Origin of the sequence: Acidocella sp. (assembly GCF_036489515.1) — a bacterium.
In the GTDB taxonomy this organism is placed as follows: Bacteria; Pseudomonadota; Alphaproteobacteria; order Acetobacterales; family Acetobacteraceae; genus Acidocella.
Window position 1 is genome coordinate 14,836 of the sequence record NZ_DASXFO010000031.1, and the last position, 21,702, is coordinate 36,537.

Below are 21,702 nucleotides of genomic sequence, written 5' to 3' on the forward strand. Positions count from 1 at the left end.
ATTTTTGTTATGCTGGGCCATGGGCTGCGGCGCCGACAACGCCCATGGCTCAGCATAAAAAAGTTTTTTTACTACTTTTTGTTCACAAAAAGTAGTCTTCCTCTTTGCTTGCCTACCCGGCAACGTTCAGAACGATCTTGCCGATATGCGCGCTGCTCTCCATGAGCGCGTGCGCGGCGGCTGCCTGGTCCAGCGGGAACACGCTGTCGATCACCGGCGCGAAACGCCCGGCTTCCAAAAGCGGCCAGATACAGGTGCGCAGCGCCTTGGCGATCGCGCCTTTGTCCTCAGCACTGCGCGGCCGCATGGTCGAGCCGGCGATCGTCAGCCGCTTGGTCATCACCGACAGCAGATCAAGATTTTCCACCTTGCTGCCCTGCATGAAGGCCACCTGCACGAGCCGCCCGCCGCGCGCCAGGCAGCGCAGATTACGCTCGGTATAAGGCGCGCCGACCATGTCCAGCACCACGTCGACGCCGTTTTTGAGCGTGGCGTCGGCGATGACGGCGGCAAAATCTTCCTCGTGGTAATTGATCGCCGTTGCGCCGAGCTTCTCGACGGCGGCGCATTTCTGCGCCGAGCCGGCAGTGGCGAAAACTTTGGAACCCTGCGCCCGCGCCATCTGGATCGCGGTGATGCCGATGCCGGACGTGCCGCCATGCACCAGCAGGCTCTCCTCGGGCTTGAGCCGGCCGATGTCGAACAAGTTGGCCCAGACGGTGAAATAATTCTCCGGCAAGGCAGCGGCCTGGATGGCGTCATAGCCCTGCGGCCAGGGCAGGCACTGCGTCGCCGGCACTGCGACATATTCGGCGTAGCCGCCGCCATTGCACAGAGCGGTGACACGGTCGCCGACGGCAAAATCGGTCACCTGCGCGCCACAGGCCACGATCTCGCCCGCCGCTTCCAAACCGAGGATCGGGCTGGCGCCCGGCGGCGGCGGATAGGCGCCCTTGCGTTGCTGGATATCCGGCCGGTTCACCCCCGCCGCCAGCACGCGAATCAAGATCTCGCTCCCGCCCTGCCGCGGCGTCCCGGTCTGGGCGATCCGCATTTGCTCCGGTCCGCCGGGCTGAGAAACATCGATGAAGCGCATGGTGTCAGGAATTTGGGTCATGCGCCCAAGCTCGGCAGCCTGCACAGTTCCGTCAAGGGGTACCGCAAACTTGCCGCACTTCCGGGCAGATGCGAGGTTGACCTCCATGTTAAATCTATCCCGCCGCGCGCTGCTCGCCGGCGCCGGGCTTTTGGCCGCCGGCGCGGCGGGGGCCGCCACGCCGCACCCACAACCCGCTCCGCCGGCCGCCCCGGTGATCGGCGCGGCGCTGCCGCTTTCCGGCGACCTCTCGCTGATCGGCGATGAATGCCGGCGCGGCATCCAGCTCGCCGCCGACGCGATGGACCAGGCGGGCGGCATCACCGGCAAGCCGGTCGCGCTGGTCACCGCCGACGCCTTCAGCCCGGCCCAGGCCACGGCGGCGGTGAACGGTCTGATCACCGCCCACCATGCCGGGCTGGTGCTGAGCGCCGGCGCCTCGAGCCTCTCCTTCCCCGGCTCGGCCGCAGCGGAATTGGCGCAGGTGCCGTTCATCGAACTCAATGCCCCCGCCGCCGGCATCACCACGCGCGGTTTCCATTTTCTGCTCCGCACCGCGCCGACCACGGTGATGATCGGCGATCTTGCGGTCGATACGATCCGGCGCCGGTTCTCAGGGCAAAAGATTGGGCTGCTCTACAATACCGGGGCCACAGGTACGGCCATCGCCAGCGCCGTCACCGCCGCGCTGACAGCCGCCAAAGTGCCGATCCAACTCGCCATCGGCTACCCGCCAGACGTGGCCGACCTCATCGATCCGGTCGGACGGCTGAAACGGGCCGGCGCCGGCATCGTGCTGCACGCCGCCGGACCCAGCGACGTGATGGCCTTCTTCCTGGCGATGCAAGGCCAAGGCTGGAAGCCGGCGGTGCTCGGTTGCGGCGACGGCTACGCGCTGCGCGAAACCGGCGCCACCCTCGGCCCCCTCTTCGACGGCACGCTGGTGATCGCGGCGCCGTTCTATCCGCCCGGCGCCGCCGCCCTCGCGCAAGCCTATGAGCGCCGCTACGGCATGGCACCACGCGGGCCGGACAGCCTGACCGCCTATGTCGGCGCCAAACTGGTCTTCGACACGCTGAACAGCGTGCGCGGCGACGCATCGAAGCTGCTGGACGCGCTGCGCGGGACCGACATCGCCCCGGGTGGTCTGGCAAATGGCTGGGGCGTGGCCTTCGACCGTGACGGCCAGAACACGCGCAGCTTCGTTGCGCTTCAACAATGGCGCGGCGCGACGCTGGTGCCGGCAGTTTAGAAAGAAAGTAGCCGCTTTTTAAAAAAAGCGGCGCAAAAACTTTTGGACTATGCTGGGCCATGGGCGTTGGCGGGGACAACGCCCATGGCCCAGCATAACAAAGTTTTTTTGCTACTTTTTGTTCACAAAAAGTAGTTCTTCCTTCTCTTCCCTCACTCTTCCTGACCCGCCGGTAATCCTCTACAGCCAGGGCATGATGCGTGGTGCGATGACGGTGGGGATGTGGACGATGGCGAGCCGCATTCTCGGCTTTGTCAGGGACATCCTGATTGCCGCCATGATGGGCACCGGCCCGGTGGCGGATGCGTTCTTCGTTGCCCTGCGCCTGCCCAACCTGTTCCGCCGCCTGTTCGGCGAGGGTGCGTTCAACGCCGCCTTCGTGCCCTCGATCTCCACCATCCTGCACCAGGAAGGGATGGAAGCCGCGACCGGCTTCGCCGAAGAGGCGACGGCGGTGATGATCTTCTGGCTCGGCAGCCTGACCGTGCTGGGCGAGATTTTCATGCCCTGGCTGCTCTACGTGCTGGCCCCGGGCTTCTCCGGCAATCACGGCAAGTTCGCGCTGGCGGTGGTGCTGACGCGGATCATGTTCCCGTATCTGTTCTTCGTGTGCCTGACCGCCCTGTTCTCGGGCGTGCTGAACGCGATGGGGCGCTTCGCCGCCGCCGCCGCCGCCCCGGTGCTGTTCAACCTATTCTCCATCGCCTTCATGCTGACGCTTACCCCCTATATGGCCAATCCGGGCTTCGCCCTGGCCTGGGGTGTCACCGTGTCCGGCGTAGCGCAGATGCTGCTGCTGATCATCGCCATGCGCCGTGCCGGGATGCGCATCACCGTGCCGAAGCCCAAGCTCACGCCGCGCATGAAAATTCTGTTCCGCCGCATGGCGCCGGGGCTGGTCGGCGCGGGGGTGACGCAGCTCAACGTCTCCATCGACATCATCATCGGCACGCTGCTGCCGGCCGGGTCGGTGTCGATCCTGTATTACGCCGACCGCGTGAACCAGCTGCCGCTGGGGGTGATCGGCACCGCCGCCGGCACCGCTTTGCTGCCGGCGCTTACCCGGCACATCGCGCTGGGCGAGGAGGAGAACGCCATGGCAGCACTCAACCGCGCCTTCGAATCCGTGCTGATGCTGACCTTGCCGGCAGCCATCGGGCTGGCGGTGGCGGCGCGGCCGGTGATGGATGTGCTGTTCGTGCGCGGCGCCTTCACCGCGCATAACGCCGTGCTGGCGGGGAATTCGCTGGCCGCGTTCGCGATCGGCCTGCCGGTGTTCGCCCTGGTGAAAATCCTCACCCCGGGTTTCTTCGGCCGCGGTGACACCATGACGCCGCTGAAAATCGGCGTGCTGGCCGTGGCGCTGAACCTCGGCATGAACCTGCTGTTCATGCATCCGCTCAAGGCCGTCGGCCCGGCTTTGGCGACCAGCCTCTCTTCCGCCTGCAATGCCGTGCTGCTGGTGTGGATCCTGCGCAGGCGCGGGCATTTCACTTTCGACGCGCTGGCCAAGCGGCGCATCCCGCGTTTGTTGTTGGCCGGGGCGGTGATGGCGGCTGCCTTGTATGGCACCGAGTTTTTGCTCCCGCCCGGCAAGACGAGCATCCCTGAATTCCTGCTCCTCACCGTGGCCGGCGGGATCGCCTATTTTGGGTGCGGGTTTCTGGTTCGCGCCTTCGACATGGCCGAACTTACGGCGCTGCTGCGGCGCCGGCGGCGCAAGGCCGTGGCCGGTTGACCGGCGCCGCAAAGGCGGCGAAACCTCCGGCCATGGCACGCATTTTTTCCGGCATTCAGCCCACGGGCATCGCCACCCTCGGCAATTATCTCGGCGCGATCCGCAACTGGGTCGCCTTGCAGGACAGCGATGACGAATGCGTCTTCTGCCTCGTCGATCTGCACGCCATCACGGTGTTCCAGGACCCCGCCGCCTTGCGCGAGCAAACGCGCCAGATGGCCGCGGTGCTGCTGGCCTGCGGCATCGACCCCGCGCGCAGCATCCTCTTCCACCAATCGGCGGTCTCCGCCCATGCGCGCCTGGCCTGGATTTTCAACTGCGTCTCGCGCATCGGCTGGCTCAACCGCATGACCCAGTTCAAGGACAAGGCCGGCAAGGACCGGGAAGCCGTCTCCACCGGGCTGTATGTCTACCCCAACCTGATGGCCGCCGACATCCACGCCTACCACGCCACCAAGGTGCCGGTGGGCGACGACCAGCTCCAGCATCTCGAGCTCGCCAACGACATCGCGGAAAAATTCAACCATGATTTTTCCACCGCCTTCTTCCCGCGCATCGAGCCGCTGGTGCTGAAGGAGTCCGCTCGCGTGATGAGCCTGCGCGACGGGGCCAAGAAAATGTCGAAATCCGATCCCTCGGACCAGTCGCGCATCAACCTCACGGATGGCGCGGACATGATCGCGGCAAAAATCCGCCGCGCGAAAACCGATCCCGAACCGCTACCGGAGCATGTCCACGACCTTTCCGAACGCCCCGAAGCGCGCAACTTAATCGGCATCTACGCCGCAATCACCGGGCAGAAGCCACACGAGGTCCTGCACCATTTCGCCGGCTCCGGCTTCGGCCCCTTCAAGGAAAAACTCGCCGACGCCCTGATCGCCCATCTCGAACCGATCGGTGCAAAAACCCGCGAATACCTCGCCGACCCCACCTCCCTGGACCACATCCTGCAAGCCGGCGCACGCCGCGCCGCCGCCATTGCCGAACCGATCGTGGTGGAGGCGGAGCGGCTGGTTGGGTTTCTGCCGCGCGGCTGAAAGAAAGCAGCCGCTTTTTGAAAAAAGCGGCGCAAAAACTTTTGTTATGCTGGGCCATGGGCGTTGTCGGCGACAAAGCCCATGGCCCAGGTTAGCAAAGTTTTTTTGCTACTTTTTGTTCACAAAAAGTAGCCTTCCTTCCTTACGCAGCGCGGTTGTCGACCAGGTCGGTCACCACGCCCGGATCGGCCAGCGTGGAGGTATCCCCCAGGCTGTCGGTCTCGTTCGCAGCGATCTTGCGCAGGATGCGGCGCATGATCTTGCCGGAGCGGGTTTTCGGCAGGCCGGGCGCCCATTGGATGACATCGGGGGCGGCGATCGGGCCGATCTCCTTGCGCACCCAGGCCACCAGCTCGCGGCGCAGTTCCTCGGTGGGCGTGGCATCGGCGACCAGGGTCACGTAGGCGTAGATGCCCTGGCCCTTGATGTCGTGCGGGAAACCGACCACCGCGGCCTCGGCCACCAGCGGATGCGCCACCAGTGCGGATTCCACCTCGGCGGTGCCCATGCGGTGACCGGAGACGTTAATGACGTCATCGACGCGGCCGGTGATCCAGTAATAGCCATCGGCATCACGGCGGGCGCCGTCGCCGGTGAAGTACAGGCCCTTGAAGGTCGAGAAATAGGTCTGCACGAAGCGCTCATGGTCGCCAAAGACAGTGCGCATCTGCCCCGGCCAGCTATCGGCGATGCAGAGATTGCCCTCGGCCACACCGGCGAGTTCATGGCCCTCGCCATCGACCAGCACCGGCTTCACCCCCGGCAGCGGCAAGGTCGCCGAGCCGGGCTTCGCCGCGATCGCGCCGACCAGCGGGGTGATGAGGATGCCGCCGGTTTCCGTCTGCCACCAGGTATCGACGATCGGGCAACGATGCTCGCCGACCACGCGGTCGTACCAGTGCCAGGCCTCGGGGTTGATCGGCTCGCCCACCGTCCCCAAAACACGCAGGGATTTACGGGAGGTTTTCTTCACCGGCCCCTCGCCGTCGCGCATCAAGGCGCGGATCGCGGTCGGCGCGGTGTAAAAGATATTAACTTTGTGTTTGTCGACCACCTGCCAGAAGCGCGAGCTGTCGGGATAGTTCGGCACGCCCTCGAACATCAGCGTGGTGGCGCCGTTCGCGAGCGGCCCGTAGACGATGTAGGTGTGACCGGTGACCCAGCCGACATCCGCGGTGCACCAGTAGATTTCGCCCGGATGATAGTCGAACACATATTCGTGCGTGAAGCTGGCCCAGACCATGTATCCGCCGGTGGTGTGCAGCACGCCTTTCGGTTTGCCGGTGGAGCCGGAGGTGTAGAGGATGAACAGCGGATCCTCGGCGTTCATTTCCGCAGGCTTGTGCTGCGGCGCAGCGGCGGCGCTGATTTCGTCGAGCCAGGCATCGCGGCCCGCCTGCATCTCCACGGTGCCGCCGGTGACTTTCGCGACGATCACGGTTTTCACGCTCGGGCAGGCTTTCAACGCCTCGTCGGCATTCACCTTCAACGCCACCCGGCGGCCACCGCGGCGCCCTTCATCGGCGGTGATCAATGCCACCGAACCGCAATCCTGGATGCGGTTTGCCAGGGAATCGGGAGAGAAGCCGCCGAACACCACGGAGTGGATGGCGCCGATGCGCGCGCAGGCGAGAATCGCCACCGTCGCCTCGACCACCATCGGCATATAGATGGTGACGACGTCGCCCTTCTTGATGCCCTTGTGTTCGAGCGCATTGGCAAGACGGCAGACCTGCTCGTGCAACTCCCGATAGGTGACGGTTTTTGACATGTTCGGATCGTCACCTTCCCAGATGATCGCCACCTGGTCGCCCCGCGCTTCAAGGTGCCGGTCGAGGCAGTTCGCGGCGGCGTTCAGCGTGCCATCCTCGAACCATTTGATCGAGACATCGCCGGTGAAGGAGGTGTTCTTGATCCGGGTCGGCGCCTTCATCCAGGTGATGCGGCGGCATTCCTCAGCCCAGAACGCATCCGGCGTATCGGCGGCGCGCGCATACATCGTCTCATATTGCGCCCGCGAGATGAGAGCCGCGGCGGCGATTTCCGGTTTGACTGGTACGATATCCACGTCCGACATCTCGGTCCTCCTCGTTATTGTGCTGCGCCGCCATTATGCCAAAATTTTAGGCTGGCCGAAAGCCTTAGGCAAAATAGCCCCTTCCGGGAACATCACGTAGCGTCAAGGCGGCGCTTGCGGGCGATTGGCGACCGCAACATTGACGTTCATTGAAATTTCTGAAGAGGTCTTAGGTTAGCCCTCACGAAGTCGTTGACAATCCCTTATGTTTCTGCGTGAAATTTAGTTGCAATCGTGTTTGGCTTGACTTGGATCGGCGCTCCTAAGGGACGAAACGCAACAAGACGACCATATGCCGGTTGTGCCCTTCATCCGTGCGGCAGGCGCGCGGTGGGTCTAAAATTAGGAGCGACGACAAGAATATGGCTACTGGCACCGTTAAGTGGTTCAACACCACCAAAGGATATGGGTTCATCGTTCCGCAGGATGGTGGCAAGGACGTGTTCGTTCACATCACCGCCGTGCAATCCGCAGGTCTCCGCGGCCTCAACGAAGGCCAGAAGGTGACGTTCGACATCGCCATGGAGCGCGGCAAAGCAGCAGCGATCAACCTGAAGGCGGTCTAACCGCCGGCAGCAGGCGCGGCACCACAGCGCGTTCTAACAAAACCACGCGCTGCGTTCGTTCTGCGTCTGCATTTAAATGGCTTGAGGTTGTCGTCGCGCACCGCAACCTCAGATTGAGCCGCCGTCACGACACGCTGACGGTGGCCAGGATGCCGACGCCAGCCGCCATCATGTCAGTATTTCTTCTGTACTGTTTGTTTTTCTGCGCTGGGCGCCGCGCCGCAACAAGCCCTCTTCATTACGCTAGAAAACCGATCATGTCGGTTGCCTGGCTGAACATTCGGCACTACCCTAACGCTAACGTCACCACCACAAAAACGTCCTGAACCGGGAGCGCGACCGCTCTGGCCTGGAGCTGTAGCTTCATCCCGAACGCCATCGTCTCTCGCAGCAACGAGGAGAGGAAACGATGGACGGCCAAACGGCAGCAGATCCGGCACCGGCTTTCGTGCTTCCGAGCGAACCCGCTTTCACCCTGCTCGATACCGCGGTGCGTCATTACAGCGCCAATATTGCGCTGGATTTTCTGGGCCGCCGCACAACCTATGCCGAGCTCGGCCGCCTCACCGAGCGCGCCGCCGCCGGGCTGCAGAGACTGGGCGTCGCCAAAGGCGTGAAGGTCGGGCTGTGCCTGCCGAACTGCCCGTATTTCGTCATCATGTATTACGCCATCCTCAAGGCCGGCGGCACCGTGGTGAATTTCAACCCGCTTTACACGGACAATGAAATCGCAGCACAGGCCAGCGAGACGGAAACCTCGCTCATCGTCTCGCTCGACGTCGTCGCCATCCACGCGAAAATCGCCCGGCTCGCCGCCCAGGGCCGGTTCAGCCGCGTCATTGTCTGCTCCATGACCGCCGCCCTGCCGCTGGTCAAAGGGCAGTTGTTCCGGCTGCTGAAACGCCAGGAACTGGCGAGCGTGCCGCAGGCCGCACCGTACATGACGTTCGAAACCTTGATCGCCGGCACCGACAGGCTGGTGCCGGTGCATCTCGACCCGGCGCATGACATCGCCGTGTTGCAGAGCACCGGCGGGACCACCGGCGTCCCGAAAGCGGCGATGCTCACCCACACCAACGTCACCGCCAATGTGCGGCAGGTGCTGGCGTCGATGGCCGGGCTGCAGCAGGGGCAGGAACGCTTCCTCGCCGTGCTGCCGTTCTTCCATGTCTTCGCGATGACGGCAGTGATGAATTTCGGCCTCGCCATCGGCGCCGAGCTGGTGCTCCTGCCCAGGCTGGACATGAAGCTGATGATGCAAACCCTGCGGCGGCGCCGCCCGACGCTCCTGCCCGGCGTGCCCACCCTGTTCACGGCCCTCTGCAACGCCGCCGAAACGACGCCGAAAAGCGATCTCAGCTGCATCAAATTCGGCATCTCAGGCGGCGCGCCGATTGCCAGCGAGACGATCGACCGCTTCGAACGCCTCGCCCAGCGCCCGATCCTTGAAGGCTATGGCCTCTCTGAGACCTCGCCGGTGGTCTCCTTCAACCTCGCCGGCGCGATCCGGCGCGGCTCGGTCGGCCAGGCCGTGCCCGGTACGGTGATCGAAATCCGCAACCCCGACCGGCCAGAGGAAATTCTGCCCCAAGGGACGCATGGCGAGATCTGCGTGCGCGGGCCGCAGGTGATGCGCGGCTATTACAAGCGCCCAGCGGAGACCGCGCAGGTGTTCGTGGAGGGCGCGCTGCGCACCGGCGATATCGGCTATCTCGATGCCGACGGCTATCTGTTCATCGTCGACCGCATCAAGGACCTGATCCTCTGCGGCGGTTATAATGTCTATCCGCGCGTTATCGAAGAGGCGGCCTACCAGCATCCCGCGGTGCAGGACGCGGTGGCGATCGGCGTGCCGGACGAATATCGCGGCCAGTCACCGAAACTGTTCGTCACGCTGCGCGCCGGCGCCAGCGCCACGGCGGCGGAGATTCTCATTTTCCTGAACCAGCACCTGAACAAGATCGAATGCCCGAGAACCGTGGAAATCCGTGACTCCCTGCCCAAGACCCTGGTCGGCAAGCTGTCAAAAAAGGAACTGGTGGCGGAGGAGATGAAACGCGCGACGGAAGCATAGAAGAAAGTAGCCGCTTTTAAAAAAGCGGCGCAAAAATTTTTACTATGCTGGGCCATGGGCTGCGTCGCCGACAACGCCCATAGCCCAGCATAGCAAAGTTTTTTGCTACTTTTTGTTCACAAAAAGTAGCCTTCCTTCCTTACTTAACCGCAAACTCCGCCTCGGTCTGTGCGCGGATTTGCTCCACCGTCACATCCGGCGCGTGATCGATCAGCGTCAGCGACGGGGTTTTGGTCTTGTCCACGTCGAACACCGCGAGATCGGTGATGATCATGCTGACCACGCCTTTGCCGGTGAGCGGCAGCGTGCATTCTTTGAGGATTTTCGACTCGCCTTTGGCGCTGTGCTCCATCACCACCACGACGCGCGGCACGCCGGCGACGAGGTCCATGGCGCCGCCCATGCCCTTCACCATCTTGCCGGGGATCATCCAGTTGGCGAGGTCCCCGGTTTCGGACACCTGCAAGGCGCCGAGGATGGAAATATCGATATGTCCGCCGCGCACCATGGCGAAGCTGGCGGCGGAATCGAAATAGGAGGTGGTGGGGATTTCCGTCACCGTCTGCTTGCCGGCATTGATGAGGTCGGCATCCTCCTCGCCCTCATACGGGAACGGCCCCATGCCCAGCATGCCGTTCTCGGAATGCAGCTGCACGGAAACCCCTTCGGGGATATGGTTGCCGACCAAGGTCGGGATGCCGATGCCCAGATTCACGTAGAACCCATCCTGCAACTCGGCGGCGGCGCGGGCCGCCATCTGATCTCTGCTCCACGGCATTATGCGGCCCTCTCGCGAACGGTGCGTTTCTCGATGCGCTTGTCGACATGGTCGAGCTTGACGATGCGCTGGACGAACACGCCCGGGGTGATGATATGGTCGCCGTCGATCTCGCCCGGCGACACCAGATGCTCGACCTCGACGACGGTGATTTTCGCCGCCGTGGCCATGATCGGGTTAAAATTACGCGCGGTCTTGCGGTAGACGAGGTTGCCCTCGGTATCGCCCTTATAGGCGTGGACGATGGCGAGGTCGGCGAACAATCCCTGTTCCATCACGTAATGGCGGCCATTGAACTCCCGCGTCTCCTTGCCCTCGGCGATCTTGGTGCCGTAGCCGGTGGCGGTGAAGAAAGCCGGGATGCCGGCGCCGCCGGCGCGGATGCGCTCGGCCAGCGTGCCCTGCGGGTTGAACTCGATCTCCAGCTCCCCGGCCAGATACTGGTTCATGAAGGTCTGGTTCTCGCCGACATAGGAGGAGATCATCTTTTTGACCTGCCGGCTGTCGAGCAGAATGCCGAGCCCGGCGCCGTCGATCCCGGCATTATTGGAGACGATGGTGAGGTTGCGCACCCCCGACTCCCGGATCGCCTCGATCAGCGCCGTAGCCACGCCACACAGGCCGAACCCGCCGGAATGGATCAGCATGCCGTCCTTCAGCACGTCGGCCAACGCCGCCTTGGCGTCCGGATATACCTTGTTCACCATTGGTCACTCACCGTTTTCATGGACGTTTCCCTCGATTAAGGAAGACTACTTTTTGTGAACAAAAAGTAGCAAAAAAACTTTATTAATGCTGGGTCATGGGCGTTGGCGCAGACACCGCCCATGACCCAGCGGGGCCAAAAGTTTTTGCGCCGCTTTTTTCAAAAAGCGGCCACTTGTCTATGCTCTCAGCGCTCGACGCACATGGCGACACCCATGCCGCCGCCGATGCAGAGCGTGGCGAGCCCTTTTTTGGCGTCGCGGCGGCCCATTTCATAGAGCAAAGTGGTGAGGATGCGTGCGCCGGAAGCACCGATCGGGTGACCGATGGCGATCGCCCCGCCGTTCACGTTCACCTTGGTCGGGTCGAGGCCGAGCTCCTTGTTCACCGCGCAGGCCTGGGCCGCGAAGGCCTCGTTGGCCTCGATCAGGTCGAGATCGCCGGTGGACCAGCCGGCGCGCTGCAGCGCCTTGCGCGAGGCCGGGATCGGCCCGGACCCCATCACCGCCGGGTCCACACCCGCGGTGGCGAAACTGGCGATGCGCGCCAGCGGCGTCAGGCCGCGTTTGGCGGCTTCGCGCGCGCTCATCACCACCAGGGCCGCAGCACCATCATTGATGCCCGAGGCATTGCCGGCGGTGACGGTGCCTTCCTTGGTGAAGGCCGGGCGCAGTTTCGCCATGGTCTCGGCGGAAGCGTCGTGACGGATATATTCATCCTCGCTCACCACCACATCGCCCTTGCGGGTGGTCAGCGTCACCGACGTGATCTCATCCTTGAATTTCCCGGCCTTCTGGGCGGCGGCGGCCTTCTGCTGCGAGGCCAAAGCCAGCGTGTCCTGGTCGGCGCGGGTGATCTGCCAGGCTTTGGCCACGTTCTCGGCGGTGATGCCCATATGGTAGCCGTTGAACGCGTCCCACAACCCGTCCTTGATCATGGTGTCGATGAAGCCGACATCGCCCATCTTGGTGCCGGCGCGCAGGTAGGCGGCATGGGTGGACTGGCTCATGCTCTCCTGCCCGCCGGCGATCACGATCTCGGACTCCCCGCTCATGATCTGCTGCGCCGCGAGGGCGACCGCGCGCAGGCCGGAGCCGCACACCTGGTTGATGCCGAATGCGGTCTTGGAATCCGGGATGCCGGCGGCACGGGCGGCCTGGCGGGCCGGATTCATTCCCTGGGCGGCAGTGAGCACCTGACCCAGGATCGCCTCGTCAATCTCCTCGGGCGAGAGCCTGGCGCGCTCGATCGCGGCGGTCAGCGCCGCGGCACCGAGGACATGAGCCGGGGTGGCGCCAAAAACACCGTTGAAACTACCAACAGCAGTACGCGCGGCGGAAGCGATGACGATGTCGTCCATGGCGGTTTTCCCTCTCGATGCGTTTATGCCTTTGCCGTCATCATAGCCCGTGCAGCCAATCCGTAAATGGCTGCCACAACGCGGATTTGGCATGGGTGCCAGCGACCATGCCGATATGTCCGGCCCGCGGCTCGATGATGCTGGCCTGCCGCAGAGAGGCCGCGAGTTTCTGCGCGGAGGCCGCCGGCACCAGCCGGTCGCGCGCCGGGATGGCGCAGAAGGCGGGAACCGTGAGCCTGGCCGGGTCGACGGGCAGGCCGGCGACGCGCCATTGCAGCCGGGCCGGGCTGTTGGCGCCATACCAGCCGTCGAGTGCCTCGCGCGCCACCGGGGCCGCCAGCGGCACGCCATCGGCCAGCCAGTCCTCCATGGCGACGAACCGCCGCGCCCGCGCCGAGGCTTTGTCCTGGCCGGCAAAATCACGGTATTTGGCGCCCACGCCATACGGGTCGATCATCGCGAACAGCGCGTTCAGCGCGTCGATCGGCAGGGTGTTGGAAAAGCCCATCATGAGTTGCAGCGCCGGCACCATGTCGCCAATCCGCTTCGCCGCCGCCGGATCGTCGGCATGGAAATCCCACGGGGTCGCCAGCAGCGCCAGGGCGCTGATTTTCTCCGGCAGACGCAACGCCGCCGCCAGCGCCAGTAGCCCGCCCATGCAATAACCGGTCAGTACGATCTTTCCCGGCACCGCCGCGATCGCCCGCTCCAGCCGCCCGGCAACGTAGTCGGTGAACGAAAACCGCCGCTCCGCCTCACCCGGCCAGCCCCAATCCAACAAATAGGGATGCACCCCGTGCGCGCTCATCCAGCGCAGCATCGACGCGTCTTCCATGAGGTCGAGAATATAGGCGCGGTTGATCAGGCTCGGCACGAACAGCACGGAAGGCCCCTCGCCGCCATAATCGAGCAGCCGGGATTCCCCCTCCTCCCACAGGCAAGGCGGATCGAGCATCTGGCGCGTGTAGGGATCCGCGCGGTAGGCGGCGATGCCGGCGATCAGCGCGCGATCGGCTTCCAGCGTCTGCGCCAGCGCGTCAGGAAGCGGCGGCTCTTCCGTCTCGGGCCACGAGCTCGGCCAGACGTTGCTCAAGTTCAGCGACGCGGCGGTTGAGTTGCTCGACTTCAGCCAGGCTAGGCTGAGATGCAGCAGCAACGGGCGCGGGCCGCGCCGGCTGAGCGGTGCGGGCGCTTCCGGACGTGCCATCACGCGACAGCAGCGAAGCGGCGGCAGTGGCCGACTGCGCCCATAATGCCAGCAGCGTCGCCCAGGATTCCTGAACCTCCCGGTCCGCCGCCATGGCAGTCAATTCGCTCTGCCACATGGCCACAAGATCGCTGGCCAAAGTATCTTCCATGCCGCATTGGGCTCCCCGGTAACCCTCTCCCGGCCCTGTTCCTACGCCGGGGAAACATAATTCGCCAGAAGCGGATCGCCATGCTAGCCTCCGCACTATACAATATCTATGAATTCTTGCCGCTTTTACAAAGCCGCAAGTGGGGAATAACGCAGATGAATGAAAAGGCCGAACAGCCCGCACAGCCTGTGATCGTCAAGAAATACGCCAATCGGCGCCTCTACAACACCGAGAGCTCCAGCTATATCACGCTCGACAATCTCGCGGAAATGGTCCGCAAGGATCGCGACTTCGTGGTCTATGACGCGAAATCCGGCGAGGATATCACCCGTTCGGTTTTGACGCAGATCATCGTTGAGGAAGAAGGCAAGGGCAACGCCCTGCTGCCGACCAATTTCCTGCGCCAGTTGATCGGCTTTTACGGCGGCAACGGGCAAAACATGGTGCCGCGCTATCTCGAACAGGCCATGAGCAATTTCGTCCGCCAGCAGGAAACCATGCGCGAGACGATGACCAAAACGCTAAGCCCGTTCATGCCGCCGGGCATCGAGGATATGAGCCGGAAAAACCTGGCGATGATGGAACGGGCGATGAACCTGTTCACCCCCTTCTACCGCGAGGGCGAAACCAGGCCCGAAGGCCAGACCACGCAGGAATTCCAGGAGGAAATCATCAGCCTGCGCGCTGAGGTGGAACGGCTGCAGCAACAACTCGCCACGCTGCGCGCCGCGCCGAAAAAAGCGGGTTGAGAGCAAAGAAAGCGGCCGCTTTTTAAAAAAAGCGGCGCAAAAAGTTTTGTTATGCTGGGCCATGGGCTTTGTCGGCGACAACGCCCATGGCCCAGCATAAATAAAGTTTTTTGCTACTTTTTGTTCACAAAAAGTAGCCTTATCCTTCGCCTTCGCTGCCGGGTTCTGGTGGCGCAACTTCTGATGCGCTAGAGACTTGGTCATGAAAACTGTTGTTTCGGCTTTCGCTCTGGTTCTGTCGCTCGCCGCCACGCCGGCTTTGGCGCAGATGGCCCCCGGAATGGGCGGCATGGGAGGCTCCATGGGGGGCGGCAACGCCCCGCAGCCACGGCAGCGCGTGCCCGACATCGCCCCGGCCGGTGTGCCCGGCGCGGTGACCACACCGCTCGCGACCGGGCCGAACCTGCAAAAACCCGGCACCGGCGACCCGACCGCGGCCTTGTTCACCGCCATCGACAAAAACGACTACGGCGCGGCGCAGGACGCGGTGAGCCGCGGCGCCAATCTGGGCGCGCAAAACCCGCTGGGCGAGACGCCGCTGGATATGTCCGTGGCGCTGAACCGCTCGACCATCACTTTCATGTTGCTGGCGGCCCGCAACGAAGAGGGCGGCGGCAGCACCGCCCCGGCGCCCGCCGCTCCCCCTGCCGGGCATCATCATGCGCCGGCATCAACCTTGATCATCTCCGACCGCACTGCGGCGCCGCGCCCGGTGCCGGTGCCGGTGCCGGTGATGGGCGATAACCCGGGAACCCCGGACCCTGCCGCCGGCTTTTTAGGGTTCGGCTCGAAGCAATAAAGAAAGCGGCCGCTTTTTAAAAAAAGCGGCGCAAAAATTTTTGCTCCGCTGAGCCATGGGCGTTGTCGCTGACACAGCCCATGGCCCAGCATAGCAAAGTTTTTTTGCTACTTTTTGTTCACAAAAAGTAGTCTTCCTTCCCTCAAAACGCCGCGTCTTCCATCTCCATCATCACCTCGGCGCCGGACTGGATGCTGGCGAGCAGCGCCCCGGTCTGCGGCAGCAGGCGCTGCATGAAGAATTTCGCGGTGGTGAGCTTGGCCTTATAGAAACTCTCGTCCGCCTTCGGGAGCGACAGTTGCGCCGTGCGCGCCCAGACGAAGCCGAGCGCCGTCAGCCCGAACAGGCGCAGATAATCCGCCGAGGCAGCACCGATCTCGTCGTGATTCGACATCCCGGTTTCCATGATATGCCCGGTCGCGACCTGCAGATTTTCCAGCGCGATCTGCAGCGGGGCGATGAAGGGCGCCATCTCCTCGGCATCGTTCGCCTCGATGAATTCCATCACCGGATCGAGGAAACGGGTAAGCAGCCGCCCGCCGTCCTGCGGCAGCTTGCGGCCCACGAGGTCGAGCGCCTGCACGCCGTTGGTGCCCTCATAGAGCATGAAAATCCGCGCATCGCGGACATACTGCTCCATGCCGTGATCACGGATATAGCCGTGCCCGCCATAGCATTGCAGCGCCAACGAGGTGACCTCGAAGCCGAGATCCGTGAACAGCGCCTTCACCACCGGCGTCAGCAGTGCGGTGAAATCGTCGGCGACCAGCGTCGCGTCCTCATCGGTGGCACGGTGCAGGATGTCGATCTCGCGCGCCACCCAGCCGGAGAGCGCGCGGCAGCCCTCGATATAGGCGCGCATGGTCAGCAGCATGCGCCGCACATCGGGGTGCACCAGGATCGGGTCCGCCGGCTTCTCCGGATATTTGGTGCCGGTCAGCGAGCGGCCCTGGAGGCGCTCGCGGGCGTAGTTCACCGCGTTCTGATACGCGATTTCCGCCACGCCGAGCCCCTGGATGCCGACCGAGAGCCGCTCGGTGTTCATCATCGTGAACATCGCGCGCAGGCCCTTATGCGCCTCGCCGACCAGCCAGCCTTGAGCCCCGTCGAAGGCCAGCGCGCAGGTGGCCGAGGCCTTGATGCCCATCTTGTGTTCGATCGCGGTGCAGCTCACGCCATTGCGGGCGCCGAGCGACCCGTCCTCCTTCACCAGGAATTTCGGCACCACGAAGAGTGAAATTCCCTTCACGCCCGGCGGCGCATCGGGCAGCCGCGCCAGCACCAGATGGATGATGTTTTCCGTCAGGTCCTGCTCGCCGGCGGAAATAAAGATCTTGCTCCCGGTGAGCCGATATGACCCGTCCTCGTTCGGCACCGCCTTGGTGCGCAGCAGGCCCAGATCCGTGCCGCAATGCGCCTCGGTCAGGCACATCGTGCCGGACCACACGCCCTCCACCATTTTCGGCAGGAACATCTGCTTCTGCGCGTCGCTGCCGTGATGGTACAGCGCCAGATACGCGCCGTGCGTCAGGCCGGGATACAGGCCGAAGGCGACATTCGCCGAACACATCATTTCTTCGACCGACATCGCGACCGCGACCGGCATCCCCTGCCCGCCGAATTCGGGTGCTGCCGACATCGCCGGCCAGCCACCCTCGCGATAGGCGTCATACGCCGCCTTGAACCCGGCTGGCGTACGCACCACGCCATTCTCGAAGACGCAGCCTTCAAGGTCGCCGGACTGGTTGAGCGGGAACAGCACCCCCTCGGTGAATTTCGCGGCCTCTTCGAGCACGCTATCCATCAGCTCGGGCGTGAACTCGGCCGAATCCGGCAATTCGGCGATCGTCTTGCTGTCATACAGCTCGTGCAGGACAAACCGCATATCGTCCAAAGGCGCCTTGTAGATCGGCATTTTTTTGCTCCCGCTAGAATGCGATTAGTTTTGGTTAATCAGGCAAGTGAAGGGGAAGGCTTCTTTTTGTGAACAAAAAGAAGCAAAAAAACTTTATTAATCTGGGCCATGGGCGTTGTCGGGGACAATGCCCATGGCCCAGCGTAACAAAAGTTTTTGCGCCGCTTTTTTCAAAAAGCGGCCACTTCCCTCCCTCTCACGTTCTAATTCCGCAACGGTTTTCCGGTGTCGATGATGCTCTTGATCCGTGCCTGGCTTTCCTTGGTGCGGATCAGCGCCATGAATTTCGTGCGTTCCAGCGCCATCACATCTGTTTCGCTCATCTCGTCGAGATAGTCCGTGGCGCCGCCGCTCAACACTTCCGCGAGCGCGGTGGAGACCGTGACATCATGATCGAGTGCGATGCCGCGCTTGTGGAAGCCATCCACCGCCATGCGCAGCGCGACCAGACCGGCCGGCCCCGGCAGGCGCAGCGGCAACGGCTCGGGCTTCTGGTAGTTGGCGACCAGCGCCAGCGCCTTCGCCTTTGCGTCCGCCAGCAGGCGGTCGCGATTCATGGTGATGCCATCGCCCTCGGAAAGGAATTTCAATTCCTTCGCCTCGGCCGCGGAGCGCGAGACCGTGGCGGTGGAGACGATCTCGAACACTTTCGCCACCGCCGGCATCGGGCCTTTCGGCATCCGTTTGTCATGCTGCCAGCGCGTCAGCATCGTCGCGCATCCTCCCCAGCCCGGCACCAGCCCCACCCCGGCCTCGACCAGGCCGATATAGCTCTCCGCATAGGCCTGCACGGCGCTGCAATGCAGCAGCATCTCGCAGCCGCCACCGAGCGCCCGCCCGGCCGGCGCCGCCACCACCGGGAACGACGCATAACGCATCGCCAGATAAAGCTTCTGGCCCTCCTTGATGGAGTTTTCGATTTTGCCCCAGAGCCGGATGTTCGCCATCATATGCGCCATGCCGATATTCGCACCGGTGGAGAAATTCGTCTTGTGCGGCGCCTCGCGCAGATCGTCGTTATACAGCACCAGCGCCTTGTATTTCTGCTGCGTCAGCGCCAGGGCTTTTTCCAGAACGGTCAAAATATCGCCGTCCAGCATGTTCAGCATCGAGCCGCGCACTTGCGCATGAATCTCGAAACACAGCACGCCGTCGCCAAGGTCCCAGACCGACGCCCCCTTGTTGCCGAGCAGCGGTTTTTGCACGCGCTTGATATCGTCGAGGACCAAAATCCCCGGCGCGCGGCGGATGGGTTTGTAGCCGCCCTCAGCAGAGACCTGCTGCAGTTCCGCACCCTTCGCCTGATAGAATGTACCGCTGCCGACAAGCTTCAGGAGCGGCGGCACGGCAATCCCGAGCTCGGAGAGATGCGCCACCACCCATTCGGCGCCGAGCCGGTCGATCAGCTCGAACGGGCCGAACTTCCAGGTATAGCCGAGCCGCATCGCCGCATCGATATCGGCGATGTCGCTGGCGATCTCCGGCACCAGAGACGCGGTATAGGCCAGCACGCGCCCCAGAACGCCCCAGGCGTATTTGCCGTATTTGCTGTCGGAGCCAAGGAGTTTCTTCAGATCCTTGCGCGCGTCCTTGAGCAGGGGAATATCCGGCTTCACGGCCGGCCGCCAGGCGAGCTGGCCGGTCACGGCCTGCGGCAAATTCAGCGCCAGTTTTTCGCGCTTGCCGTCCGCAGACTTGCTCCGGCGATAGAATCCGCCTTTGCCCTTGTTGCCGGTATAGCCTTCGGCGATCAGTTTCTCGATCACCTGGCTGTCGCGATTCATGGTGTGGAACGCGTCATCCTTCGCCAGCAGCCGGCCCATCGAAGCGTTGATGTGTGGCGCCAGGTCGATGCCCACCAGATCCATCAGCCCGAAAATCCCGGTCGAGGGAAAGCCGAGTGGCTTGCCGAGCACGGCATCCGCCTCTTCCACCTCCAGCCCCAGCTCCTGCGCCAGGACCAGCGAGCACTGGATCCAGTACGTGCCGATACGGTTGGCGATGAAGCCCGGCGTGTCGTTGCAATGCACCACCGTCTTGCCGAGTTTTTCGTCGGCAAACGTCTTCACCGCCTCGAATTTTTGGTCCTCTGCGCCAACGATTTCCAGCAGGCGCATATAGCGCGGCGGGTTGAAGAAATGCGTGATGCAGAAGCTTTTGGCGAAATCGTCCGGCAGCCCGGCGGTCAGCTCGTGCAGCGGTATGGTGGAGGTGTTGGAAGAGATCACGGCGCTCGGTTTGCGCACCGCATTCAGCTTGCGATACAGGTCCTGTTTGACGTCGAGCCGCTCGACCACCGCCTCTATGATCCAGTCGCAGTCGGCGAGGTGCTGCAGATCATCCTCGATATTGCCGGGCGTGATCAGCTTCACCGCCCGGCTGCCCATCAGCGGCGCCGGGTCCATCTTTTTGAGCCGTTCGATGGCGCCTGCCGCCACCGCGTTGCGGCTGGCCGCACCCGGTTTCACGATGTCCAGCAGCATCACGGGCACGCCCGCATTGGCGACATGGGCGGCGATGCTCGCCCCCATGACGCCGGCGCCGATCACGGCGACGGAGCCGACCATATCAAACGGCCTCCAGCACGGTGGCGATGCCCTGCCCGCCGCCGATGCATTGCGTCGCCAGCGCGTAGCGCTTGCCCTCGCGCTTCAGCAGCGAAGCCGCCTTGCCGGTGATGCGCGCGCCGGTCGCACCCAGCGGATGGCCGAGCGCGATCGCCCCGCCATCGAGATTCACCTTCGCCGGATCGAGCTCCAAATCATGGATGCAGGCCATCGCCTGGGAAGCGAATGCCTCGTTCAGCTCCACCACATCGAGATCGGCGCTACCGATCCCCGCCCGCGCCAGCGCCTTGCGCGACGCCCCGACCGGGCCGATGCCCATGATGTCCGGCGCACACCCGGCCACGGCGATGGATTTGATCCGCGCCAGCACATCCAGCCCGTGTTTGCGCGCATAGTCCTCGGAGCAGACCAGCACGGCCGACGCGCCATCGGTCAGCGGCGACGACGTGCCGGCGGTCACCGTGCCGTCCTTGGAGAAAGCCGGTTTCAACCCGGCTAGGTCCTGCGCGGTGGAATTCGCGCGGATGCACTCATCCTTCTCGATCATGCCCTTGCCGTTGGCGATCGGCACGATCTCGGCGGCCAGCTTGCCTTCCTCCTGCGCCGCGGCCGCCTTATGGTGGCTGTCCAGCGCAAAGGCTTCCTGCGCGGCGCGGGTGATCTGCCAGCGCTGCGCCACGTTCTCGGCGGTGTCGCCCATGCCGATATAGGCGTCGGGCCGGGCCGCATAGAGTTTCGGGCTCGGCAGCGGGTTGAAGCCGCCCATCGGCACCCGGCTCATGCTTTCCACGCCGGCGCAGATGAACGCTTCGCCGGCGTTCATCTGAATGGCGCCGGCGGCGATATGGATGGAGCTCATGGACGAGCCGCAGAAGCGGTTCACGGTGGTCCCGGCCACCGAGATCGGCAGATCCGCCAGCAAGCCGATCAGCCGGGCGACATTGAAACCCTGCTCGCCTTCGGGGAAAGCACAGCCAAGGATCAGGTCTTCGATATCCTCCGGCTTCACGCCGCTACGCGCGACCAGCGCACGCACCACCTCGGCCGCCATCTCATCCGGCCGCTTGCGCGCCAGGGAGCCCTTATGCGCGGGCGTAAACGGGGAACGGGCGTAGCCCGCAATCACCACTCCGGTCATTCAACTCTCCTCCGACTGTCATTTTTTGATCCGGCCCGTCATTTTTATCCGGCGTCTATTTGGCGCGGCTGGCGAGCACGTCCTCGCACTGCCGGTCGATCTCCTGCAGCTCGCCCAAACACTCGTCGATGGCGACACGCTGCTCCTGCAGCTTCGTCACCCGCTTGCGGATCGCCACCAGCAATTGCCGCAACTGCACATGGTGCTGCGGATCGGCGTCGTACAGGTCGAGCAACTCCTTGATCTCGCGCAGCGAGAACCCCAGCCGCTTGCCGCGCAGGATGAGGATCAGCCGAGCCCGGTCGCGCAGCCCGTAGACCCGCGTGGTGCCGGCCCGCTGCGGCGTGATCAGGTTCTTGTCCTCGTAGAAGCGGATGGTCCGTGCCGTGACCCCGAGCTGTCCGGCGAGCTGGCTCACCGAATAAAGTGCGGTCGAATCATTTTCCGTGGCACCGGAGACCGGCTTGGTTCTGGTCTGCATGACGACGCCTTT

Annotated in this window: 17 protein-coding genes; 7 read left to right on the forward strand and 10 right to left on the reverse strand. The window is 63.7% G+C overall.

The genetic code is table 11. The features are described from left to right. Positions 1-112 precede the first annotated feature (112 nt). Positions 113-1,117: an NAD(P)H-quinone oxidoreductase gene (locus VGG47_RS03990; protein ID WP_331535674.1), complete on the reverse strand. Its 1,005-nt coding sequence runs from the start codon at positions 1,115-1,117 to the stop codon at positions 113-115. An 85-nt stretch (positions 1,118-1,202) separates the two neighbouring features. On the opposite strand from VGG47_RS03990, the gene VGG47_RS03995 reads away from it, so the two are divergent. From VGG47_RS03995 to trpS, 3 genes are all read left to right on the forward strand, one after another. Further along, positions 1,203-2,348 carry an ABC transporter substrate-binding protein gene (locus tag VGG47_RS03995; protein WP_331535676.1) on the forward strand — a complete coding sequence of 382 codons (1,146 nt, stop codon included), beginning with the start codon at positions 1,203-1,205 and terminating at the stop codon, positions 2,346-2,348. Between the two features lie 193 nt (positions 2,349-2,541). Further along, positions 2,542-4,086: a murein biosynthesis integral membrane protein MurJ gene (gene murJ / locus VGG47_RS04000; protein WP_331535678.1), complete on the forward strand. Its 1,545-nt coding sequence runs from the start codon at positions 2,542-2,544 to the stop codon at positions 4,084-4,086. 32 nt (positions 4,087-4,118) lie between these two features. Beyond that, positions 4,119-5,123, forward strand: coding sequence for a tryptophan--tRNA ligase (gene trpS / locus VGG47_RS04005; protein ID WP_331535680.1), 1,005 nt, complete (start codon positions 4,119-4,121; stop codon positions 5,121-5,123). A 142-nt stretch (positions 5,124-5,265) separates the two neighbouring features. On the opposite strand, the gene acs is transcribed toward trpS, so the two are convergent. Next, the gene (acs, locus tag VGG47_RS04010; protein ID WP_331535682.1) at positions 5,266-7,200 is read right to left on the reverse strand and encodes an acetate--CoA ligase; all 1,935 of its coding nucleotides are present in this window, start codon (positions 7,198-7,200) and stop codon (positions 5,266-5,268) included. Between the two features lie 362 nt (positions 7,201-7,562). On the opposite strand from acs, the gene VGG47_RS04015 reads away from it, so the two are divergent. Both VGG47_RS04015 and VGG47_RS04020 read left to right on the forward strand, forming a co-directional pair. After that, on the forward strand, positions 7,563-7,766 hold the full coding sequence (locus VGG47_RS04015) for a cold-shock protein (protein ID WP_284256130.1): 204 nt from the start codon (positions 7,563-7,565) through the stop codon (positions 7,764-7,766). A 409-nt stretch (positions 7,767-8,175) separates the two neighbouring features. Continuing rightward, positions 8,176-9,840 carry a long-chain-fatty-acid--CoA ligase gene (locus VGG47_RS04020; protein WP_331535687.1) on the forward strand — a complete coding sequence of 555 codons (1,665 nt, stop codon included), beginning with the start codon at positions 8,176-8,178 and terminating at the stop codon, positions 9,838-9,840. A 139-nt stretch (positions 9,841-9,979) separates the two neighbouring features. On the opposite strand, the gene VGG47_RS04025 is transcribed toward VGG47_RS04020, so the two are convergent. From VGG47_RS04025 to VGG47_RS04040, 4 genes are all read right to left on the reverse strand, one after another. After that, on the reverse strand, positions 9,980-10,618 hold the full coding sequence (locus VGG47_RS04025) for a 3-oxoacid CoA-transferase subunit B (protein ID WP_331535689.1): 639 nt from the start codon (positions 10,616-10,618) through the stop codon (positions 9,980-9,982). Then, positions 10,618-11,325, reverse strand: a complete 708-nt coding sequence (locus VGG47_RS04030; RefSeq protein WP_331535691.1) for a CoA transferase subunit A — start codon at positions 11,323-11,325, stop codon at positions 10,618-10,620. The genes VGG47_RS04025 and VGG47_RS04030 overlap by 1 nt, the downstream gene beginning before the upstream one ends. Positions 11,326-11,510: 185 nt before the next feature. Beyond that, positions 11,511-12,683 (reverse strand): acetyl-CoA C-acetyltransferase, encoded by a 1,173-nt coding sequence (locus VGG47_RS04035; RefSeq protein ID WP_331535693.1) that lies wholly within the window; start codon positions 12,681-12,683, stop codon positions 11,511-11,513. Positions 12,684-12,723: 40 nt separating this feature from the next. Further along, positions 12,724-13,890, reverse strand: a complete 1,167-nt coding sequence (locus VGG47_RS04040; RefSeq protein WP_331535695.1) for an alpha/beta fold hydrolase — start codon at positions 13,888-13,890, stop codon at positions 12,724-12,726. Positions 13,891-14,196: 306 nt separating this feature from the next. Here VGG47_RS04040 and phaR point away from each other — a divergent pair, with 306 nt between their 5' ends. Further along, positions 14,197-14,790, forward strand: coding sequence for a polyhydroxyalkanoate synthesis repressor PhaR (phaR, locus tag VGG47_RS04045; RefSeq protein WP_331535697.1), 594 nt, complete (start codon positions 14,197-14,199; stop codon positions 14,788-14,790). Between the two features lie 202 nt (positions 14,791-14,992). Further along, positions 14,993-15,589: an ankyrin repeat domain-containing protein gene (locus VGG47_RS04050; protein WP_331535699.1), complete on the forward strand. Its 597-nt coding sequence runs from the start codon at positions 14,993-14,995 to the stop codon at positions 15,587-15,589. Between the two features lie 142 nt (positions 15,590-15,731). Here the strand turns inward: VGG47_RS04050 and VGG47_RS04055 are convergent, their stop codons facing one another. The 4 genes from VGG47_RS04055 to VGG47_RS04070 all read right to left on the reverse strand — a co-directional run bounded on the left by VGG47_RS04055 (position 15,732) and on the right by VGG47_RS04070 (position 21,690). Continuing rightward, positions 15,732-17,504, reverse strand: a complete 1,773-nt coding sequence (locus VGG47_RS04055; RefSeq protein ID WP_331535701.1) for an acyl-CoA dehydrogenase C-terminal domain-containing protein — start codon at positions 17,502-17,504, stop codon at positions 15,732-15,734. 203 nt (positions 17,505-17,707) lie between these two features. Next, positions 17,708-20,071: a 3-hydroxyacyl-CoA dehydrogenase/enoyl-CoA hydratase family protein gene (locus VGG47_RS04060; RefSeq protein WP_331535702.1), complete on the reverse strand. Its 2,364-nt coding sequence runs from the start codon at positions 20,069-20,071 to the stop codon at positions 17,708-17,710. A 1-nt stretch (position 20,072) separates the two neighbouring features. Further along, positions 20,073-21,209 (reverse strand): thiolase family protein, encoded by a 1,137-nt coding sequence (locus VGG47_RS04065; RefSeq protein ID WP_331535703.1) that lies wholly within the window; start codon positions 21,207-21,209, stop codon positions 20,073-20,075. 55 nt (positions 21,210-21,264) lie between these two features. Beyond that, positions 21,265-21,690 carry a MerR family transcriptional regulator gene (locus tag VGG47_RS04070; protein ID WP_331535705.1) on the reverse strand — a complete coding sequence of 142 codons (426 nt, stop codon included), beginning with the start codon at positions 21,688-21,690 and terminating at the stop codon, positions 21,265-21,267. Between the last annotated feature and the right edge of the window lie 12 nt (positions 21,691-21,702).